We start from the raw sequence: 18,327 nt of genomic DNA, 5'->3' as shown, positions 1-18,327 counted from the left end.
TTATGCTTTTACCCGCTTAATATAATCGCCAAAGGCGGTCAGCTGGCCGCGCAGATGGTCGAGGGTGCTCTGATCGACCACTTCACCTGACTGCGGATCCACTTTGTTCTGGATCACGCCGCCCATAAATTCCGGTTTATTCATTACCATCGCATCGAGGAACACCAGAATCTGCCGCAGATGATACTGGCAGCGCGCGCCGCCGATGGCGCCCATTGAGCTGGTTTGAATCAGCACCGGCTTGCCGGACAGCGGCTGCTCTGGCAGGCGTGAAAGCCAGTCGATGGCGTTTTTCAGGCCGCCAGGCACGGAATAGTTATACTCGGGGGTGACGATCACCACGCCATCCGCCTCGCGGATCTGTTGCGCAATCTCCTGCACGCGCTGCGGGAATCCCTCTTCTTCCTGAATATCAGCATCGTACAGCGGAATATCGCCGATAGACGGCAGCGCGGAGATGTCCATGCCCGCCGGCGCGATGCCGGGCAGGGTACGCGCGACCATTCCATTAAACGACCCTTTACGCAGGCTGCCGAGTAACGTAACCACTTTCAAGGTATCTGACATGATTGCTCCTTTGGATCATGATGCCGGCAAGACCGGTCAATTGAGGGATAAGGTTTTTTCCGTGGGTAGGCTGGTAAAGCGCATCAGGCGGGCTGACGGCTCGCGCGCGCGCCGCTGAGCGTCCGCCAGGCTGTGCCAGTCGCCTCCCTTTGCGTCATACTCCCAGACCTTCAGCGGGCCGATATTCGGGGTAGCGGCAATCGACCACACCAGCAGCGATTCGGCGTCACAGACGGCTTCGATCGGCAGGCTGCCGGCGGTACGCAGGCGGCCGGAGCCAGGCAGCAGCTGCAGCTGCGTTGATGTTTCACCGGTCAGCTTCAGCACGCTGCGCCGCAGCGCCACCAGTTGGCTGCGCGCTTCGTCCGGGTCATGCTGAATGTTAACCCACAGATTCTCATTGTTACTGAAATTTTGCCGGTCGGCGTCGTGGCTGCGGACAGTGCGCTGCAGCTCCATATCGAGGCCACAATCCCCTTCGGTGGTCAGCGCTACGCCAACGATATTGCCAGTATAAGAGATAGAGAAGCGGGGAAGGTGACGATCGCTAAAAACCGGTCGGCCATTGGCTTCGTTAACGATTTCAGGCAGCTCGCCGATGCCGTAAAGCATAAACAGCAGTTCGGCGAGCAGCGACCGCGAAGCGCGAAAGCGGGCTTGCCGGTATTCAGGGAGCCGACGTGCGGATTGATGACAGGCCGCTGACAAACGTGTCGATAGCGGCTCCCCGGTACTGAGTATCCCTCGTGCAAAATGCGTTGCCATACGTCGCTCCGTGAGTAATGGTCTGAATGAAAACTGCGGGCGCTATTATCGCCTGGTATTAACAGGTTTTAATGCCGAAATCCCCCCTTGAAAAGGGAATTTGTTTGGATTTTACAAATTATTGCGCAAATAAGGTGCTACGGACACGAAACAAAGCTTACAGCGTACCGGAATAGAGCGCTTTCAACGTATCTCTAAGCCAGACAAGCTTCGGGTTGTAGCTGTTGCGTTTATGCCATAGCAAGGTGAAGGGGACGCGAAGCTTTTCAAGATGCTGCGGCTCCAGCGGCAGCGGCCGGGAGACCAGCGGTAGCTGATGCTGCTGATTATAGTGCTGGCAGTAGCGTGGCGCGGTGGCCAGCATGGTGTGCTGCGGTTGAGCCGCCATAAAGAGGGATTGCTCAAACCCCGGCACGGTCAGCGCCACATTACGCTTATGCCCCAGCTCCTGCAGCACGTCGTCCAGCGCCCAGGTATCGCGTTGTTCCCAGCAGATGGTGATATGCGGATAGCGTAAGAATGCCGCCAGATCCCACTCCTCCCTGAGCGCCGGATGATCGGCGCGCAGCCAGACCTGCGGCAGGTCGGTGAACAGCACATCAAAATCGATATACCACGGCAGCAGGCTCAGCAGCTCCCGCGACTGCGGATGGCTTTCGCGTCCGCAGAAGCCGATATCCACCTCGCCGCGGATGATGGCGTCCAGGGAGTCGTAGTCCCAGTTGCGCAAACGAATCAATGCCTGCGGGTAGCGCTGATAGATGCGCTGGGAGAGGGTGTTAAACAGGATCATCAGCAATGGCGTTTCCGCCGCCAGCTCGAACTTGAGGCCGCTCGGCATGGTGTGGTGCGGTTTATCGAGGATCTGGTTGCCCATCTGCATCCAGTCCGCCAGATCCTGCTCCATGCTGCTGACCAGCGGTGTAGGCGCCAGGCCCAGCGGCGTTTTGACAAACAGCGGATCGTCAAACCAGGCGCGCAGCTTGGCCAGCGACTTGCTCACCGCCGAGGGCGAAACGTTCATCCGCTTCGCCGTACGGGTGACGCTGAGCTCCTGGGTCAGGAGCTGCAGGCAGAGCAGTAAATTAAGATCGAGACTCGAAAGCGGCTTCTTCATTGTGTTGCGCAACCCGCGGCGGGGTGGCGACCAGTAGCAGAACAAGACTCACTATGCTACAGGCAATGAGTATCCCGATCAGCATATTCATTGCGCTGAGTCCGATGATGGCGGCGAGCCAAATCCACAGCGACGAACCGCACACCTGCGCGATGCCGAGGACCGAGCTGGCGACACCGGCGCGCAGCGTGAATGGCCCCAGGGCCTGGCTCATTGCGACGCCGAAGCCGACGGAGAAGCCGGCGCAAATCATGCCCAGCCCGACCAGGGTGACGACCTGCTGGGTGGCGAGGCTCAGCGCCACGCCTGCCGCCAGGAACAGCAGCTGCGAGGTTATCATCAGGGTGCGTGGTTTAAACAGCGACAGGGCGAACGGCGTCGAGAAGGAGACCGCCATGCTGACCATCGCCATCAGCGCCATCGTCATGGAATAGGTGCCGCGATCGAACCCCATCTCCTCCATCATCAGTACCGGCGAGACGTTCACGTAGGTGAGGATCGCCGTCACGCTGAGGGTGGTGATGAGAATGCGGCTGAGGAAAAAGCGGTTCAACAGCGATTCGCCCGCGCCATGCTGCGGCATAGCCGTCTGCGCAGGCGCCGTCGGACGCGTCTCGCGCAGGATAAATACCGCCAGCAAACCCACTGTTACCCCCATGCCGATCATGGTGTAGAACAGACTCTGCCACGGGTATTTCAGCATGATCAGGTGGCCGAGCACCGGCGCCAGCACGGGGATGATGCAGGTAATGCCGTTGAGCAACGACAGCACTTTGGCCCGTCGACGGTCGTTCAGCGTATCGCGCAGAATAGCGAAAGCCACCACGTAGCAGCAGCCGGCGCCGATCCCCTGGATAAAGCGTCCGGTAAGGAAGTGGCTGCTGGTGTGCGCCTGCGCGCAGAGCAGGGAGGCGATAACAAAGATCGCCGCCCCCACCATGGCGACAGGCTTACGCCCCGAGCGGTCGGCGATACGGCCAGCAAACAGCATCGCGGAGGCCATTCCGGCCAGATAGACCGAGAAGGCGATATGTAATTGCGCCTCGCTGGCTCCCAGATCCTGAGCAATACGCGGCAGGCCGACGAGATACATATCGATGCCGGAGGGATAGAGCAGAACCAGGGCAAAGCTGCAGAGAAGAAAGCGTGTCATGAGATCCTCGCGATGTGAATGGCGTTCAGCATAGTGAGGAACGTCCCGCAAGACGAGTTGCCATTTGGACAACGCTATTTTCCTGGCAGGAAACGCGAACTAGCGGCCCCGGCATCGCCACACGCGGGCCATCCCTTCGCTTTCCGGCCGAACGCTTTCGAAGCCAAACTTCGCGTACAGCTCCGGAACATCCGCCACCAGCGTAACGTAGGCGCCGTCAAAGGCGTTAGCGTCCAGCCAGGCAACCAGCTTCTCCATCACCAGCCGCCCAAGGCCCTTTCCCTGGTGAGCCGGATCGACGGCGACGTCGACAATGTCGAAATTAATTGCGCCGTCGCCGACGATGCGCCCCATGGCGATAGGCGTCTCCTGCCAGAGGATATGTACGCCATAACAGCTGCGCGGCAGCCCGGCTCTGGCGCCTTCCAGGGGGCGCGGCGACATACCCGCTACCTCTCGCAGGTGGCAAAACGCTTCGGCGGAGGGCACCTTCTCGATCACGGTATATTCAACGGTCATGCTTTAGTCTCGTGGTTAAGGGGAGATAAAAGTAGAGAACGTTGCGCCGCAAAGGGCAAGAAAAAACCCGCATTAACGCGGCGTTAATGCGGGTGAGTGAACATTTACGGACTAAACGTTATTTGCCGATACAGAAGCTGGAGAAGATGCGGCCCAGCAGGTCATCGGAGGTGAACTCCCCGGTGATCTCGCTCAGCGCCTGCTGCGCGAGACGCAGCTCTTCCGCCAGCAGCTCGCCGGCCCAGGCGCCCAGCAGCTGGGCTTTGCCCTGCTGCAGATGGTCCGCCGCCTCTTCCAGCGCCTGCAGATGGCGACGGCGGGCGAGGAAGCCGCCTTCCATATTGGTATCGAAGCCCATGCTCTGCTTGAGGTGGTTACGCAGCACCTCGACGCCTTCGCCAGTGCGTGCCGACAGGCGGATCAGTGAGTGGCCATTTACTTCGCTGATACCCAGCGCTTCGCCGGTGACATCGGCTTTATTACGCACCACGGTAATCGGCAGTTTAGCGGGCAGGCGCTCGATAAAATCTGGCCAGATCTCCGCCGGATCAACGGCGCTGGTGGTGGTGCCATCGACCATAAACAGCACCCGATCGGCCTGGGCAATCTCCTGCCAGGCGCGCTCGATGCCGATACGTTCCACTTCGTCATTGGCGTCGCGCAGGCCTGCGGTATCAATGATATGCAGCGGCATGCCGTCGATATGGATATGCTCGCGCAGCACGTCGCGGGTGGTGCCGGCGATGTCGGTGACGATCGCTGCTTCGCGGCCCGCCAGGGCGTTTAGCAGGCTCGATTTACCGGCATTTGGCCGCCCGGCGATCACCACCTTCATCCCTTCGCGCAGCAGACTGCCCTGACGGGCTTCGGCGCGGACGGCGTCGAGGTCGGCCATCACCTCGTTCAGCTGGGCTTCAATTTTGCCGTCGGAGAGGAAATCAATTTCTTCATCCGGAAAATCAATCGCCGCTTCCACATAGATGCGCAGGTGAGTGAGCGCTTCCACAAGGTGGTTAACCCGCGCGGAGAAGGCCCCCTGCAGTGAGTTCAGCGCCGAGCGCGCCGCCTGTTCTGAGCTGGCGTCGATAAGGTCGGCGATGGCCTCTGCCTGCGCCAGGTCGAGCTTGTCGTTAAGGAACGCGCGCTCAGAGAATTCGCCGGGCCTGGCGATGCGCAGGCCCGGCAGGGTCAGAATACGTTTAAGCAGCAGGTCGAGAATGACCGGGCCGCCGTGGCCCTGCAGCTCAAGCACATCTTCCCCGGTAAAGGAGTTCGGCCCGGGGAACCACAGCGCAATCCCCTGATCCAGCGGCGTACCGTCAACGTCGTTGAACGGCAGGTAGTCGGCATAGCGCGGTTTCGGCAGCTTGCCGAGTACCGCCTGCGCGACGTCGCGCGCTTTGAGGCCGGAGATGCGCAGGATGCCCACACCCCCGCGTCCCGGTGGGGTTGCCTGGGCGACGATAGTGTCGTTATGGCTCATGGTGACTCTCTATGTAGATGTAAAAAAGGCGGTCCATTGACCGCCTTCTCTGGCATTAACGTTACCGTAACTACTCTAAGTTATTCAAGTCGCAGATGCGTTGCCTTGAAGAATGAAGAGTATCAGGATTTCTTCTTCTCGCGGCTATGCAGGCCACGCTTCTCCAGACCACGGTAAATCAGCTGCTGCTGAATAATGGTCACCAGGTTGCTGACGATGTAGTACACCACCAGGCCAGACGGGAACCACAGGAAGAACACCGTGAAGATGACCGGCATAAAGGTCATGATCTTCTGCTGCATCGGGTCAGTCACGGTGGTCGGCGACATCTTCTGGATGAAGAACATCGTCGCGCCCATGATGATCGGCAGGATGTAGTACGGGTCCTGAGCAGACAGGTCGTGGATCCACAGGATAAACGGCGCATGACGCAGTTCAACCGAGGCGCTCAGCATGTAGTACAGCGCAAGGAAGATCGGCATCTGAATAATCAGCGGGAAGCAGCCGCCCAGCGGGTTCACTTTCTCCGCTTTATACAGCGCCATCATCTCCTGGCTTTGACGTTGTTTATCGTCGCCCAGACGCTCGCGCATGGCCTGAATCTTCGGCTGCAGCATACGCATCTTCGCCATGGAGGTGTACTGCGCTTTGGTCAGCGGGTACATGATGCCACGAACGATAAAGGTGATGACGATGATCGAGAAGCCCCAGTTGCCGAGGAAGCTGTGGATGAACTTCAGCAGCTTGAACAGCGGTTGGGAGATGAACCACAGCCAGCCGTAGTCGACGGTCAGATCCAGGTGCGGCGCGACGGCAGCCATTTTGTCCTGAATCGCCGGGCCGACCCACAGCGTGCTCTGCAGTTTGTCGGTTTGGCCAGGCTGTACCAGTACCGGCTGGGATTTATAGCCGATAGCAACAATGCCGTTGCCGAGGTTGGCGGTATAGAAGTTATTCGTCCCGTTATTCTGCGGCACCCACGCGGTGGTGAAGTACTGCTGCAGCATGGCAACCCAACCGTTTTTGGTGCTAACGTTCAGGTTTTCGTTATCCAGAATGGTATCGAATTTGTATTTTTCGTATTTCGAATCCGCGGTGGAGAACGCTGCGCCACGGAAAGTATGCATCGTGGACAGGCCGCCGGTCTGCGTATCGCGACTGGACGGCAGCGCAGCGGTCTGCTTCAGCTGACCGAAGGTCGAGACTTCCAGCGGTTTCTCGCTGGCATTCTGCACGCTATAACCGACGTTCACCGCATAGCCACCGCGTTTCAGGGTGAAGGTTTTGGTGAAGACGTTGCCGGCTTTGTCGGTGTAGGTCAGCGGGATGACGAGCTCATCCTGGCCATCGGCCAGCACAAACGCCTCTTTATCGACGCTGTACAGCGGACGCGGGCCGTTTGCCGGGTTATCCGGACCGTCACGGCCGGTTAAGCCGCTCTGCGCCTGGTAGACAAACTGCGGGGTGGTTTCCAGTAACTGGAACGGTTCGGTCGATTTCAGCGTTTTTGGATACGCCAGAAGCAGCGCCTGCTCAATATCGCCACCGTTGGTGTTGATAGTCAGCTCAAGCACGTCGGTTTTAACCGTAATCAGTTTCCCCTGGCCACTGGCCGGTACGCCCTGGTCGGCGGCGCTACCCGCTGCTGTGGTCGTAGTCTGCGTGGTCTGCTGCTGGGGTTGCGGATTTTTGTCCTGCTCCCAGGCTTGCCAGATCATGAAAGACACGAACAACAAAGCGATGATAAGAAGATTGCGTTGCGAATCCATCGTTAGTGTTCTCTGGTATCAAATGGTCCAGGCGGGACGGGATCGTCACCACCAGGGTGTAAAGGGTGGCATTTTAATACGCGTTTCATCGTCAACCAACTGCCTTTTATCACTCCAAACCTGCGTAAGGCCTCAATTCCGTATTGAGAACAGGTTGGGGTGAAACGACAATGCGGCCCGAGTAGCGGACTAATCAGGCGCTGATAAACTCGAATCAGGCCGATCAGGACCCGCGAGCCAGGCGACAATGGCGGCGCCATAATTTTTCCAACGCTTCCGAGAGAGCACGGTTATCGAGGTCGGCAACCCCTCTTTTCGCCACCACCACGAAATCCATAGGTGGGAGTTCATGTTGACGCAAACGAAAACTTTCACGCGTCAGACGTTTAATCCGATTGCGTTCATGTGCGCGTTTCACGTTTTTCTTGGCGACGGTGAGACCGATGCGGGGATGCCCCAGCGAATTCAGGCGGCCGAGGATGGTGATTTGCGGCGTGCCAGCCCGTTGTGGCTGCTGGAAGACGAAAGTGAAATGACTGGGAGTTAACAAGCGTAACTCCCTGGGAAATGCGAGCTTAACCACGCAGGGTTAGCTTTATTACTTGGAAACGGTCAGACGAGCGCGGCCTTTAGCACGACGACGTGCCAGAACCTGACGACCATTTTTAGTAGCCATACGAGCACGGAAGCCGTGAGAACGGTTGCGCTTCAGTACAGACGGTTGAAAAGTGCGTTTCATGGCGATTTCTACCTAAACTTGAATAAATTCACTGACTTTTGCGTAGACCCGAACGAACTTCGAACGACTTACGCCTCAGCGTGGGTGATTAAAGAGGCCGGATTGTAATAATTGTACACTCCGGAGTCAATTCTCTTTCCTTATTTCTCGCACCTCGTCGCACAAAAAATAAGCTGAGACGTGTGACGAAAACGGGCATTACGCGCCGGGTGGGGGATTATACGGCCTGGCCAGTAAAGCGCAAGGATCCTGAAGGATCTTTGTTAGATCGTTTGCGCCCAAAAGCGGCATAGCTCATTAATTTTTCCAATATGCGGCGGAAATCGTGCTTCACTCCTTCCAGGATCGATTACACTTACCCGGTTTCGATCCTTCCTGTGGATAAATCGGGAAGAATCTGTTGAGAAACACAAGATCTCTTTCTCAGTTTAGGCTATGATCCCCGGTCCCGATCGCGATCCCCGGATCCGCAGCGGGAAATAACCGCAGATAGCGGTTCGCACGTCACCCCTTTTGTGCAGGGGCTTTTCGGCTAATGCAGGGTCTTGTCGACGTGTGCCAACAATCACGATTGTTTCAGTTTTTCTTTGATATCGATTTTATGTTCGAGTGGAGTCCGCCGTGTCACTTTCGCTTTGGCAGCAGTGTCTTGCCCGATTGCAGGATGAGTTACCAGCCACAGAATTCAGCATGTGGATCCGCCCATTGCAGGCGGAACTGAGCGATAACACGCTGGCACTGTATGCGCCAAACCGTTTTGTGCTCGACTGGGTAAGGGACAAATACCTCAATAATATCAATGGACTCCTCAATGATTTTTGCGGTGCGGACGCCCCGCAGCTGCGTTTTGAGGTGGGCGCTAAGCCCACCAGCTCGCTGCAGAAAGGAGCGGTAAGCCCGGCCGCAGCGACTATCCCGGCGGCGCAGGTGCAGACCGCGCGCGTGGCGCCGACGATCGTGCGCCCTGGCTGGGATAATGTCCCGGCGCCAGCGGAGCCGACCTACCGTTCTAACGTTAACGTGAAACACACGTTTGATAACTTCGTCGAAGGTAAATCTAACCAGCTGGCCCGCGCGGCGGCGCGTCAGGTGGCGGATAACCCGGGCGGCGCCTACAACCCCCTGTTCCTTTATGGCGGGACGGGTCTGGGCAAAACCCACCTGCTGCACGCGGTGGGGAACGGTATCGTGGCCCGTAAACCGAACGCCAAAGTGGTCTATATGCACTCGGAGCGTTTCGTTCAGGACATGGTTAAAGCGCTGCAGAACAACGCCATCGAAGAATTTAAGCGCTACTACCGATCCGTTGACGCCCTGCTGATCGATGACATTCAGTTCTTCGCCAATAAAGAGCGATCCCAGGAAGAGTTTTTCCATACCTTCAATGCTCTGCTGGAAGGTAATCAGCAGATCATTTTGACCTCGGATCGTTATCCCAAAGAGATCAACGGCGTAGAAGATCGTCTGAAATCCCGCTTCGGCTGGGGGCTGACGGTGGCGATCGAGCCGCCGGAGCTGGAAACCCGCGTCGCGATCCTGATGAAAAAAGCCGATGAGAACGACATCCGCCTGCCGGGTGAAGTAGCGTTCTTTATTGCCAAGCGTCTGCGCTCAAACGTGCGTGAGCTGGAGGGGGCGCTGAACCGCGTTATCGCCAACGCCAACTTCACCGGCCGGGCGATCACCATCGATTTCGTGCGCGAAGCGCTGCGCGATTTGCTGGCGCTGCAGGAAAAACTGGTCACCATCGACAATATTCAAAAGACGGTGGCGGAGTACTACAAGATTAAGGTAGCGGATCTGCTGTCCAAACGCCGCTCCCGTTCGGTGGCGCGTCCTCGCCAGATGGCGATGGCGCTGGCCAAAGAGCTGACCAACCACAGCCTGCCGGAAATCGGCGATGCGTTTGGCGGCCGCGACCATACCACCGTGCTGCACGCCTGCCGCAAGATTGAGCAGCTGCGTGAAGAAAGCCACGACATTAAAGAAGATTTTTCCAATTTAATCAGAACATTATCCTCGTGACGCTATGAAATTTACCGTAGAACGTGAACATTTATTAAAACCGCTGCAACAGGTGAGCGGTCCGTTAGGTGGTCGTCCGACGCTGCCCATTCTCGGTAACCTGCTGCTTCAGGTCGCGGACGGCGCGCTGTCGCTGACCGGTACCGATCTTGAAATGGAGATGGTGGCGCGCGTGGCGCTGGTTCAGCCGCACGAAGCGGGCGCCACCACCGTTCCGGCGCGTAAATTCTTTGATATCTGCCGCGGCCTGCCGGAAGGCGCGGAGATCGCGGTGCAGCTGGAAGGCGATCGCATGCTGGTGCGTTCCGGCCGCAGCCGCTTCTCGCTGTCGACCCTGCCCGCTGCCGATTTCCCGAATCTTGACGACTGGCAGAGCGAGGTGGAATTTACCCTGCCGCAGGCGACCATGAAGCGTCTGATCGAAGCGACCCAGTTCTCGATGGCGCACCAGGATGTTCGTTACTACTTAAACGGTATGCTGTTCGAAACCGAAGGCAGCGAACTGCGCACCGTTGCTACCGACGGCCACCGTCTGGCGGTCTGTTCGATGCCGCTGGAAGCGTCGCTGCCGAACCATTCGGTGATCGTGCCGCGTAAAGGGGTGATTGAGCTGATGCGGATGCTCGACGGCGGTGATACGCCGCTGCGCGTGCAGATTGGCAGCAATAACATCCGCGCCCACGTCGGCGATTTTATCTTCACTTCGAAGCTGGTTGATGGCCGTTTCCCGGATTATCGCCGCGTATTGCCGAAAAATCCGGATAAACACCTCGAAGCGGGCTGCGATATTCTGAAGCAGGCTTTTGCCCGCGCGGCGATTCTCTCCAATGAGAAATTCCGCGGCGTGCGGCTGTACGTGAGCGAAAATCAGCTGAAAATCACCGCCAATAACCCGGAGCAGGAAGAAGCGGAAGAGATTCTGGACGTGACCTACGCCGGAACGGAGATGGAGATTGGCTTCAACGTTAGCTACGTGCTGGATGTGCTGAACGCGCTGAAGTGCGAGAATGTACGGATTCTGCTGACGGATTCGGTGTCGAGCGTGCAGATTGAGGATGCGGCTTCGCAATCCGCCGCCTACGTTGTCATGCCAATGCGATTGTAGAATCTGCAAAGGGGCTGGTTTACTTGCCATTTCGCCTTCCGGCAGTGCTCGAAATGCTCACGTACTTCGTGTACGCTCCGCTTTCTGCGCGCTGGCGGTAGACGAACTGGCTGCGACACCCACGCCCCTTGAATGATGACGAGCTGATATGTCGCTATCCCGACTCCTGATCAAAGACTTCCGCAATATTGAACATGCGGATCTCGCTTTATCTCCCGGCTTTAACTTCCTGGTTGGCGCCAACGGCAGCGGCAAAACCAGCGTGCTGGAAGCCATCTACACGCTTGGCCACGGCCGGGCGTTTCGCAGTTTGCAAATTGGCCGGGTGATCCGCCACGAGCAGGATGCGTTTGTTCTGCACGGGCGTTTACAGGGCGAAGAGCGGGAAACCGCCATCGGCCTGACCAAAGACAAACAGGGCGACAGCAAGGTGCGTATCGACGGCACCGACGGCCACAAAGTGGCGGAGCTGGCGCACCTGATGCCGATGCAGCTGATTACGCCGGAGGGGTTTACTTTACTCAACGGCGGCCCCAAATACAGAAGAGCATTCCTTGACTGGGGATGCTTTCATAACGAAGCCGGATTCTTCACCGCCTGGAGCAACCTGAAGCGCCTGGTCAAGCAGCGCAACGCCGCGCTGCGTCAGGTCAGCCGCTATGCCCAGCTGCGGCCATGGGATCTGGAATTAATCCCGCTGGCGGAGCAGATCAGCCGCTGGCGTGCCGAATACAGCGCCGCTATCGTCGAAGACATGGCGGATACCTGTCAGCAATTTTTACCGGAATTCTCGCTCTCTTTCTCCTTCCAGCGCGGCTGGGAAAAAGAGACCGACTACGCTGAAGTGCTGGAGCGGAATTTCGAGCGCGACAGAATGTTAACCTATACCGCCCACGGCCCGCATAAAGCGGATTTCCGTATTCGTGCCGACGGGGCGCCGGTGGAAGATACCTTGTCGCGCGGGCAGCTTAAGCTGCTGATGTGCGCCCTGCGTCTGGCGCAGGGCGAGTTCCTCACCCGCGTCAGCGGGCGGCGCTGCCTGTACCTGATAGATGATTTTGCCTCGGAACTCGATGATGCCCGCCGCGGTCTGTTATCCAGTCGCCTGAAAGCGACGCAGTCGCAGGTTTTCGTCAGCGCGATCAGCGCTGAGCACGTTATGGACATGTCGGACAAAAATTCGAAGATGTTCCGCGTGGAAAAAGGTAAAATAACGGATTAACCCAAGATTAAATGAGCGAGAAACGTTGATGTCGAATTCTTATGACTCCTCCAGTATCAAAGTCCTGAAAGGGCTGGATGCGGTGCGTAAGCGCCCGGGTATGTATATCGGCGACACGGATGACGGCACCGGTCTGCACCACATGGTATTCGAGGTTGTGGATAACGCTATCGACGAAGCGCTCGCGGGTTACTGCAAAGATATCGTGGTGACCATCCACAGCGATAACTCCGTCTCCGTCCAGGATGACGGCCGCGGCATCCCGACCGGCATTCACCCGGAAGAGGGCGTCTCCGCAGCGGAAGTTATCATGACCGTCCTGCACGCTGGCGGTAAATTCGATGATAACTCCTATAAAGTCTCCGGCGGTCTGCACGGCGTAGGCGTCTCGGTGGTAAACGCCCTGTCGCAGAAGCTGGAGCTGGTTATCCAGCGCGATAACAAAGTTCACAAGCAGATGTACGAACACGGTGTGCCGCAGGCGCCGCTGGCCGTGACTGGCGAAACCGACAAAACCGGCACCATGGTGCGTTTCTGGCCAAGCCTGGAAACCTTCACCAACGTCACCGAGTTTGAATACGATATCCTGGCGAAACGCCTGCGCGAGCTGTCGTTCCTGAACTCCGGGGTCTCTATCCGCCTGCGCGATAAGCGTGACGGCAAAGAAGATCATTTCCACTACGAAGGCGGCATCAAGGCGTTCGTTGAGTATCTCAATAAGAACAAAACGCCGATCCATCCGAATATCTTCTATTTCTCTACGGAAAAAGACGGTATCGGTGTGGAAGTGGCCCTGCAGTGGAACGATGGCTTCCAGGAAAACATTTACTGCTTTACCAATAACATTCCGCAGCGTGACGGTGGTACTCACCTTGCCGGCTTCCGTGCGGCGATGACCCGTACCCTCAACGCCTACATGGACAAAGAGGGCTACAGTAAAAAAGCGAAAGTCAGCGCCACCGGCGACGACGCCCGTGAAGGCCTGATTGCCGTGGTATCGGTGAAAGTGCCGGATCCGAAATTCTCCTCACAGACCAAAGACAAGCTGGTCTCCTCCGAGGTGAAATCGGCGGTTGAGCAGCAGATGAACGAACTGCTGAGCGAATATCTGCTGGAAAACCCGTCCGATGCGAAAATCGTGGTCGGCAAAATTATTGACGCCGCGCGCGCGCGCGAAGCCGCGCGTCGTGCCCGTGAGATGACCCGCCGTAAAGGCGCGCTGGATCTGGCTGGCCTGCCGGGCAAACTGGCGGACTGCCAGGAACGCGACCCGGCGCTCTCCGAACTGTACCTGGTGGAAGGGGACTCCGCGGGCGGCTCTGCGAAGCAGGGCCGTAACCGTAAGAATCAGGCGATCCTGCCGCTGAAGGGTAAAATCCTTAACGTCGAGAAAGCCCGCTTCGACAAGATGCTCTCTTCTCAGGAAGTGGCCACGCTGATCACCGCTCTGGGCTGCGGCATCGGCCGCGATGAGTACAACCCGGACAAACTGCGCTATCACAGCATCATCATCATGACCGATGCGGACGTCGACGGCTCGCACATTCGTACCCTGCTGTTGACCTTCTTCTATCGTCAGATGCCGGAGATCGTCGAGCGCGGCCACGTCTATATTGCCCAGCCGCCGCTGTACAAAGTGAAGAAAGGCAAACAGGAACAGTACATTAAAGACGACGAAGCGATGGATCAGTATCAGATCGCTATCGCTCTTGACGGTGCGACCCTGCATACTAACGCCAATGCGCCGGCGCTGGCGGGCGAACCGCTGGAAAAACTGGTTGCCGAGTTTAACGCCACCCAGAAAATGATTGGCCGCATGGAGCGCCGCTTCCCGAAAGCGCTGCTGAAAGAGCTTATCTATCAGCCGACCCTGACCGAGGCCGATCTGGCTGACGAACAGAAGGTGACCCGCTGGGTGAACACGCTGGTATCCGAGCTGAATGAGAAAGAGCAGCACGGCAGCCAGTGGAAATTTGATCTCCACGAGAACAAAGAGCTGCAGCATTTTGAACCAGTTATTCGCGTTCGTACCCACGGCGTGGACACCGACTATCCGCTGGATAATGAGTTCATTATGGGGCCGGAATATCGCCGTATCTGTACCCTGGGCGAGAAACTGCGCGGCCTGATGGAAGAAGATGCTTACATCGAGCGCGGCGAACGTCGTCAGCCGGTGGCCAGCTTCGAGCAGGCCCTGGACTGGCTGGTGAAAGAGTCCCGTCGCGGCCTCTCTATCCAGCGCTATAAAGGTCTGGGCGAGATGAACCCGGATCAGCTGTGGGAGACCACCATGGATCCGGACAGCCGCCGCATGCTGCGCGTCACCGTCAAGGATGCCATTGCTGCCGATCAGCTGTTCACCACCCTGATGGGTGATGCGGTTGAACCACGTCGCGCCTTTATCGAAGAAAACGCCCTGAAAGCGGCGAATATCGATATCTAAGCCGTGTTCCCCCGGAGCGAGTTTGCCCGGGGTAACGGAATGTCTGAGCCCGGTCGCATGGCGCGACAGGGCTTTTTTTTGCCAGTAAAAGGGGAATCCTCTGCTGCGGTTCCATCCCCCTTTCTGGCCGACACTTTTACTGTTTTTTGAGCGGAATCGCGTTAGCATGAGGGAAGACTCATCTTACCCGGGGATCCTATGGCTATTAAACTGATTGCAATCGATATGGACGGCACTCTGCTGCTGCCAGACCATACCATCTCTCCTGCGGTGAAAGCCGCCATTGCCGCGGCGCGTGAGCGCGGCGTCAACGTGGTGCTGACCACCGGCCGCCCTTACGCCGGCGTTCACAGCTATCTGAAAGAGCTGCATATGGAGCAGCCGGGTGATTACTGCATTACCTACAATGGCGCGCTGGTGCAAAAAGCCGGGGACGGCAGCACCGTGGCGCAAACCGCGTTGAGCTATGACGACTATCGCTTCCTCGAACAGCTTTCCCGCGAGGTCGGCTCCCACTTCCACGCGCTCGATCGCAATACGCTGTATACCGCAAACCGCGATATCAGCTACTACACCGTGCATGAATCCTATGTGGCGACCATCCCGCTGGTGTTCTGCGAAGCGGAAAAGATGGACCCTGAGATCCAGCTGCTGAAAGTCATGATGATCGATGAGCCGGCGATCCTCGACCAGGCCATCGCCCGTATCCCGGCGGAAGTGAAAGAGAAGTACACCGTGCTGAAAAGCGCGCCTTACTTCCTCGAAATACTGGATAAACGCGTCAATAAAGGCACCGGCGTGAAGTCGCTGGCCGATGCGCTGGGTATCAAACCGGAAGAGATTATGGCGATTGGCGATCAGGAAAATGATATCGCGATGATAGAATTTGCCGGCGTCGGCGTGGCGATGGATAACGCCATTCCGGCGGTTAAAGAGGCGGCGAACTTCATTACCAAATCGAACCTCGATGATGGCGTCGCCTTCGCTATTGAAAAATACGTTTTAGCGTAAGCTTCCTTCAGGCCCGGCGTTCTTCGGGCCTGTCTTCTCTTTTTTCATGAACAGATGTTAATCCGCATTTAAATCCCTTATTCCGCACAGGGGATTCTATAAGCTACCCGCCCTCTTTTTTTGCAATTCAGAACTAACATCAGATTTTTCATGAATAAACGCCATTATTTGATGTTGGTTACGCTGCCATTCGCCTCTGTTCAGATTTGCGCGGCCGCGGAACCAACGACGCCGCTTGAGCCGGCGTACGCCTATCACGGCGCCGAGCCTGCGGATCTGCCGGCGCCGGTCGACACCGAGACTGAGACAGCGGAATCGGCGCCGATATTGCCATTTCTAGGCGATGAGGCCAGAAAACGTGGCTACGTCCTGCCGCTGCCGTTTGGCGTCAGCATTAATTATATGGATATGCGGCAGAATATTAATGTCGACAGCATTAGCTTCACCGGCCTGTCGCTGGACGGCCGCAATATCGATTGCGGTAAGGATCCTGTTTGCAAACACGCCGTGAAGAACATTTTCGCTAAGGGGCCGGTCTCACTGGATAACGCCTTCCAGATTGGCGTTGGTCATACGCGGGAAAGCAGCAAAACCGAGACGCTCAAGCTGGATGCCTGGCTGCTGCCGTTTATGAATGTTTATGGCCTGGTGGGGCACACCGAGGGACACTCCATTTCGCAGATTGCCGTCGGCCTGAAGGGACCGAACGGCAAAGTGGTGCCCATGCCCGGGATGCAGGACCTCGACTTTCGCCTCGATTTTAAAGGTACCACCTATGGGATGGGCACCACGCTGGTGGGCGGCGTCGGCAACTGGTTTACGGTGCTGGACGCTAACTACACCCAGACCCGCTTTGATATCCTCGACGGCAGTATTGATGCGTTTACCTTTTCGCCGCGCGTAGGCTATCGTTTCATTACGCCTTCGGTCGATGCGCTACATCTCCCCGCCGGTAAGCTGAACCTGTGGGTCGGCAGCATGTATCAGGACGTGCAGCAGGAGTTTAAGGGCAGCCTTAACGATCTCTCGATGCCGTCGCCGCTGCTGCAAAACATGGTCAACCTGGCCAACCAGGACAATAACGGTCGCTTCGATGTGAAGCAGCATCTGCAATCGCCGTGGAACGTGCTGGTGGGCGCACAGTATGAGCTGACGCAGAATTTTAACATCACCACGGAGTTTGGTTTTGCCGAACGTAACAGCTTCCTTATCTCCGGTGAGTATCGCTTTTGAGCCGACCGCTTAACCCTGTTCTGTTGCTTCTGACATGCGCGCTATGCGCGCCGGTCCAGGCCAAGGCCATCAGCCGCGAGCAAATCGACGGCTGGCTGCAGCATCTCGGCGCCAGCGATAAGTTCGACGCCAGCAAAGGCATTGACTGGGGCATGATGCCCGGTCCGTTTTATACGCCGGAGCTGGGGCTGGGCATCGGCACTGCCGTCGTCGGTCTCTACCGTCCCGATCCGCAGGATACCACCAGCCAGAATTCCACGCTGACGCTCAGCGGCTACGCCAGCTCCACCGGCGCCTTTGGCCTTAGCGTGAAAAACTACGCTTTTTTTGACCACGACCGATGGCGAATTTTTGTTGATGGTTCAATGGCCAACACCCCGACGTACTTCTGGGGACAAGGCTTTCATGCCGGCGATAAAGACAACGAAAAAGAGAAATATACCGCCCAGGTGCTGACCCTGCGCCCGACGGTCTACCGGCAGCTCATCGACAATGTTTATCTCGGCGCTGGATGGTCGCTGGCGGCGCAGAATGCCGATAAGATGGACCATAACGATCTGCCGAAAATTGAAAATACCCCGCAGGGACCGTCGGTATTCAGCTCGGGTGCCAGCGTCGCGCTCAACTGGGACGATCGCGACTTCGTCCCCAATCCGCGCCGGGGTCAGTATGCCAACTTCCGTTACACCCACTATGCGCCCGGCTTAGGCAGCGATACCCGCTTTGAAGAATTTCAGCTGCACTACAGCCATTATCATGCCCTCAGCGAGAAGAGCGTCCTCGCCTGGGAGGCCGATGGCGCCTTCACCCAGGGCGAGGTACCGTGGAGCATGATGCCGCTGCTGGGCAGCGATGAACGGATGCGCGGCTACTACCAGGGGCGCTACCGGGATAAAAACGTCTTCAGCAGCCAGCTGGAATATCGCCGGCAGCTCACCTGGCGGCACGGGATTGTCGCCTGGGCCGGGGCGGGAACCATGGGGCCTTCACTGTCGTCGCTGAATAATGACCGCTGGCTGCCTTCGGCGGGCGTTGGCTACCGCTTTGAATTCAAACCTCGCGTTAACGTTCGCCTCGACTACGGTATCGGCAAAGGCAGCAGCGGCTTTTACTTCCAGGTCGGCGAAGCGTTTTAAGCTCGTCGCCGGGCATTCAACCCGGTGCGGATTGCGGTAT

At 57.5% G+C, this 18,327-nt stretch carries 17 protein-coding genes; 7 read left to right on the top strand and 10 right to left on the bottom strand.

The features are described 5' to 3' along the window. The 10 genes from GQR96_RS24665 to rpmH all read right to left on the bottom strand — a co-directional run bounded on the left by GQR96_RS24665 (position 1) and on the right by rpmH (position 8,112). Positions 1 to 567, bottom strand: a complete 567-nt coding sequence (locus GQR96_RS24665) for an NADPH-dependent FMN reductase (protein WP_004202293.1) — start codon at positions 565 to 567, stop codon at positions 1 to 3. Between the two features lie 36 nt (positions 568 to 603). Next, complete coding sequence (locus GQR96_RS24660; protein WP_072140520.1) at positions 604 to 1,179, bottom strand: 4'-phosphopantetheinyl transferase family protein; 576 nt, start codon at positions 1,177 to 1,179, stop codon at positions 604 to 606. Positions 1,180 to 1,489: 310 nt separating this feature from the next. After that, positions 1,490 to 2,449, bottom strand: coding sequence for an HTH-type transcriptional regulator YidZ (gene yidZ / locus GQR96_RS24655; protein ID WP_004202291.1), 960 nt, complete (start codon positions 2,447 to 2,449; stop codon positions 1,490 to 1,492). Beyond that, on the bottom strand, positions 2,418 to 3,602 hold the full coding sequence (locus GQR96_RS24650; protein WP_032456771.1) for an MFS transporter: 1,185 nt from the start codon (positions 3,600 to 3,602) through the stop codon (positions 2,418 to 2,420). Before GQR96_RS24650 ends, yidZ begins: the two co-directional genes overlap by 32 nt. Positions 3,603 to 3,701: 99 nt before the next feature. Continuing rightward, a complete protein-coding gene (locus GQR96_RS24645) occupies positions 3,702 to 4,121 on the bottom strand; it encodes a GNAT family N-acetyltransferase (RefSeq protein WP_004202289.1) in 420 nt (139 codons plus the stop codon). Positions 4,122 to 4,239: 118 nt separating this feature from the next. Beyond that, entirely contained in the window at positions 4,240 to 5,604 is a 1,365-nt protein-coding gene (mnmE, locus tag GQR96_RS24640; protein ID WP_004202288.1) for a tRNA uridine-5-carboxymethylaminomethyl(34) synthesis GTPase MnmE, read from the bottom strand. 122 nt (positions 5,605 to 5,726) lie between these two features. After that, positions 5,727 to 7,373, bottom strand: coding sequence for a membrane protein insertase YidC (gene yidC / locus GQR96_RS24635; RefSeq protein ID WP_017899657.1), 1,647 nt, complete (start codon positions 7,371 to 7,373; stop codon positions 5,727 to 5,729). A gap of 2 nt (positions 7,374 to 7,375) precedes the next feature. Continuing rightward, positions 7,376 to 7,633 carry a membrane protein insertion efficiency factor YidD gene (yidD, locus tag GQR96_RS24630; RefSeq protein ID WP_004151536.1) on the bottom strand — a complete coding sequence of 86 codons (258 nt, stop codon included), beginning with the start codon at positions 7,631 to 7,633 and terminating at the stop codon, positions 7,376 to 7,378. Beyond that, a complete protein-coding gene (rnpA, locus tag GQR96_RS24625) occupies positions 7,597 to 7,956 on the bottom strand; it encodes a ribonuclease P protein component (protein ID WP_004151535.1) in 360 nt (119 codons plus the stop codon). The genes yidD and rnpA overlap by 37 nt, the downstream gene beginning before the upstream one ends. 15 nt (positions 7,957 to 7,971) lie before the next feature. Further along, on the bottom strand, positions 7,972 to 8,112 hold the full coding sequence (gene rpmH / locus GQR96_RS24620) for a 50S ribosomal protein L34 (RefSeq protein ID WP_000831330.1): 141 nt from the start codon (positions 8,110 to 8,112) through the stop codon (positions 7,972 to 7,974). A gap of 621 nt (positions 8,113 to 8,733) precedes the next feature. On the opposite strand from rpmH, the gene dnaA reads away from it, so the two are divergent. From dnaA to GQR96_RS24585, 7 genes are all read left to right on the top strand, one after another. Beyond that, the gene (dnaA, locus tag GQR96_RS24615; RefSeq protein ID WP_004202285.1) at positions 8,734 to 10,137 is read left to right on the top strand and encodes a chromosomal replication initiator protein DnaA; all 1,404 of its coding nucleotides are present in this window, start codon (positions 8,734 to 8,736) and stop codon (positions 10,135 to 10,137) included. A 4-nt stretch (positions 10,138 to 10,141) separates the two neighbouring features. Continuing rightward, a complete protein-coding gene (gene dnaN, locus GQR96_RS24610) occupies positions 10,142 to 11,242 on the top strand; it encodes a DNA polymerase III subunit beta (protein ID WP_004145090.1) in 1,101 nt (366 codons plus the stop codon). A 148-nt stretch (positions 11,243 to 11,390) separates the two neighbouring features. Further along, entirely contained in the window at positions 11,391 to 12,464 is a 1,074-nt protein-coding gene (recF, locus tag GQR96_RS24605; RefSeq protein WP_004202283.1) for a DNA replication/repair protein RecF, read from the top strand. A 28-nt stretch (positions 12,465 to 12,492) separates the two neighbouring features. Further along, positions 12,493 to 14,907, top strand: a complete 2,415-nt coding sequence (gene gyrB / locus GQR96_RS24600; protein WP_004202281.1) for a DNA topoisomerase (ATP-hydrolyzing) subunit B — start codon at positions 12,493 to 12,495, stop codon at positions 14,905 to 14,907. A gap of 198 nt (positions 14,908 to 15,105) precedes the next feature. Continuing rightward, the gene (gene yidA / locus GQR96_RS24595) at positions 15,106 to 15,918 is read left to right on the top strand and encodes a sugar-phosphatase (RefSeq protein WP_004202280.1); all 813 of its coding nucleotides are present in this window, start codon (positions 15,106 to 15,108) and stop codon (positions 15,916 to 15,918) included. Positions 15,919 to 16,068: 150 nt separating this feature from the next. After that, the gene (locus tag GQR96_RS24590) at positions 16,069 to 17,151 is read left to right on the top strand and encodes a porin family protein (RefSeq protein ID WP_074384305.1); all 1,083 of its coding nucleotides are present in this window, start codon (positions 16,069 to 16,071) and stop codon (positions 17,149 to 17,151) included. 20 nt (positions 17,152 to 17,171) lie between these two features. Next, entirely contained in the window at positions 17,172 to 18,287 is a 1,116-nt protein-coding gene (locus GQR96_RS24585) for a BamA/TamA family outer membrane protein (RefSeq protein WP_164877811.1), read from the top strand. Positions 18,288 to 18,327 lie beyond the last annotated feature (40 nt).

This window comes from Klebsiella sp. PCX (assembly GCF_021869705.1).
Lineage (GTDB): Bacteria > Pseudomonadota > Gammaproteobacteria > Enterobacterales > Enterobacteriaceae > Klebsiella > Klebsiella quasipneumoniae.
Note: the sequence above shows the minus strand (reverse complement) of the source record. Positions and strands in the feature narration are given on the sequence as shown.

Bases quoted from the DNA above. Each gene is read 5' to 3' on its own strand.
- GQR96_RS24665 (WP_004202293.1), bottom strand. From the start codon at position 567: ATGTCAGATACCTTGAAAGTGGTTACGTTACTCGGCAGCCTGCGTAAA.
- GQR96_RS24590 (WP_074384305.1), top strand. From the start codon at position 16,069: ATGAATAAACGCCATTATTTGATGTTGGTTACGCTGCCATTCGCCTCT.
- yidC (WP_017899657.1), bottom strand. From the start codon at position 7,373: ATGGATTCGCAACGCAATCTTCTTATCATCGCTTTGTTGTTCGTGTCT.
- GQR96_RS24650 (WP_032456771.1), bottom strand. From the start codon at position 3,602: ATGACACGCTTTCTTCTCTGCAGCTTTGCCCTGGTTCTGCTCTATCCC.
- yidZ (WP_004202291.1), bottom strand. From the start codon at position 2,449: ATGAAGAAGCCGCTTTCGAGTCTCGATCTTAATTTACTGCTCTGCCTG.
- recF (WP_004202283.1), top strand. From the start codon at position 11,391: ATGTCGCTATCCCGACTCCTGATCAAAGACTTCCGCAATATTGAACAT.
- GQR96_RS24660 (WP_072140520.1), bottom strand. From the start codon at position 1,179: ATGCTTTACGGCATCGGCGAGCTGCCTGAAATCGTTAACGAAGCCAAT.
- GQR96_RS24645 (WP_004202289.1), bottom strand. From the start codon at position 4,121: ATGACCGTTGAATATACCGTGATCGAGAAGGTGCCCTCCGCCGAAGCG.
- yidA (WP_004202280.1), top strand. From the start codon at position 15,106: ATGGCTATTAAACTGATTGCAATCGATATGGACGGCACTCTGCTGCTG.
- mnmE (WP_004202288.1), bottom strand. From the start codon at position 5,604: ATGAGCCATAACGACACTATCGTCGCCCAGGCAACCCCACCGGGACGC.
- dnaN (WP_004145090.1), top strand. From the start codon at position 10,142: ATGAAATTTACCGTAGAACGTGAACATTTATTAAAACCGCTGCAACAG.
- yidD (WP_004151536.1), bottom strand. From the start codon at position 7,633: ATGGCGCCGCCATTGTCGCCTGGCTCGCGGGTCCTGATCGGCCTGATT.
- gyrB (WP_004202281.1), top strand. From the start codon at position 12,493: ATGTCGAATTCTTATGACTCCTCCAGTATCAAAGTCCTGAAAGGGCTG.
- rpmH (WP_000831330.1), bottom strand. From the start codon at position 8,112: ATGAAACGCACTTTTCAACCGTCTGTACTGAAGCGCAACCGTTCTCAC.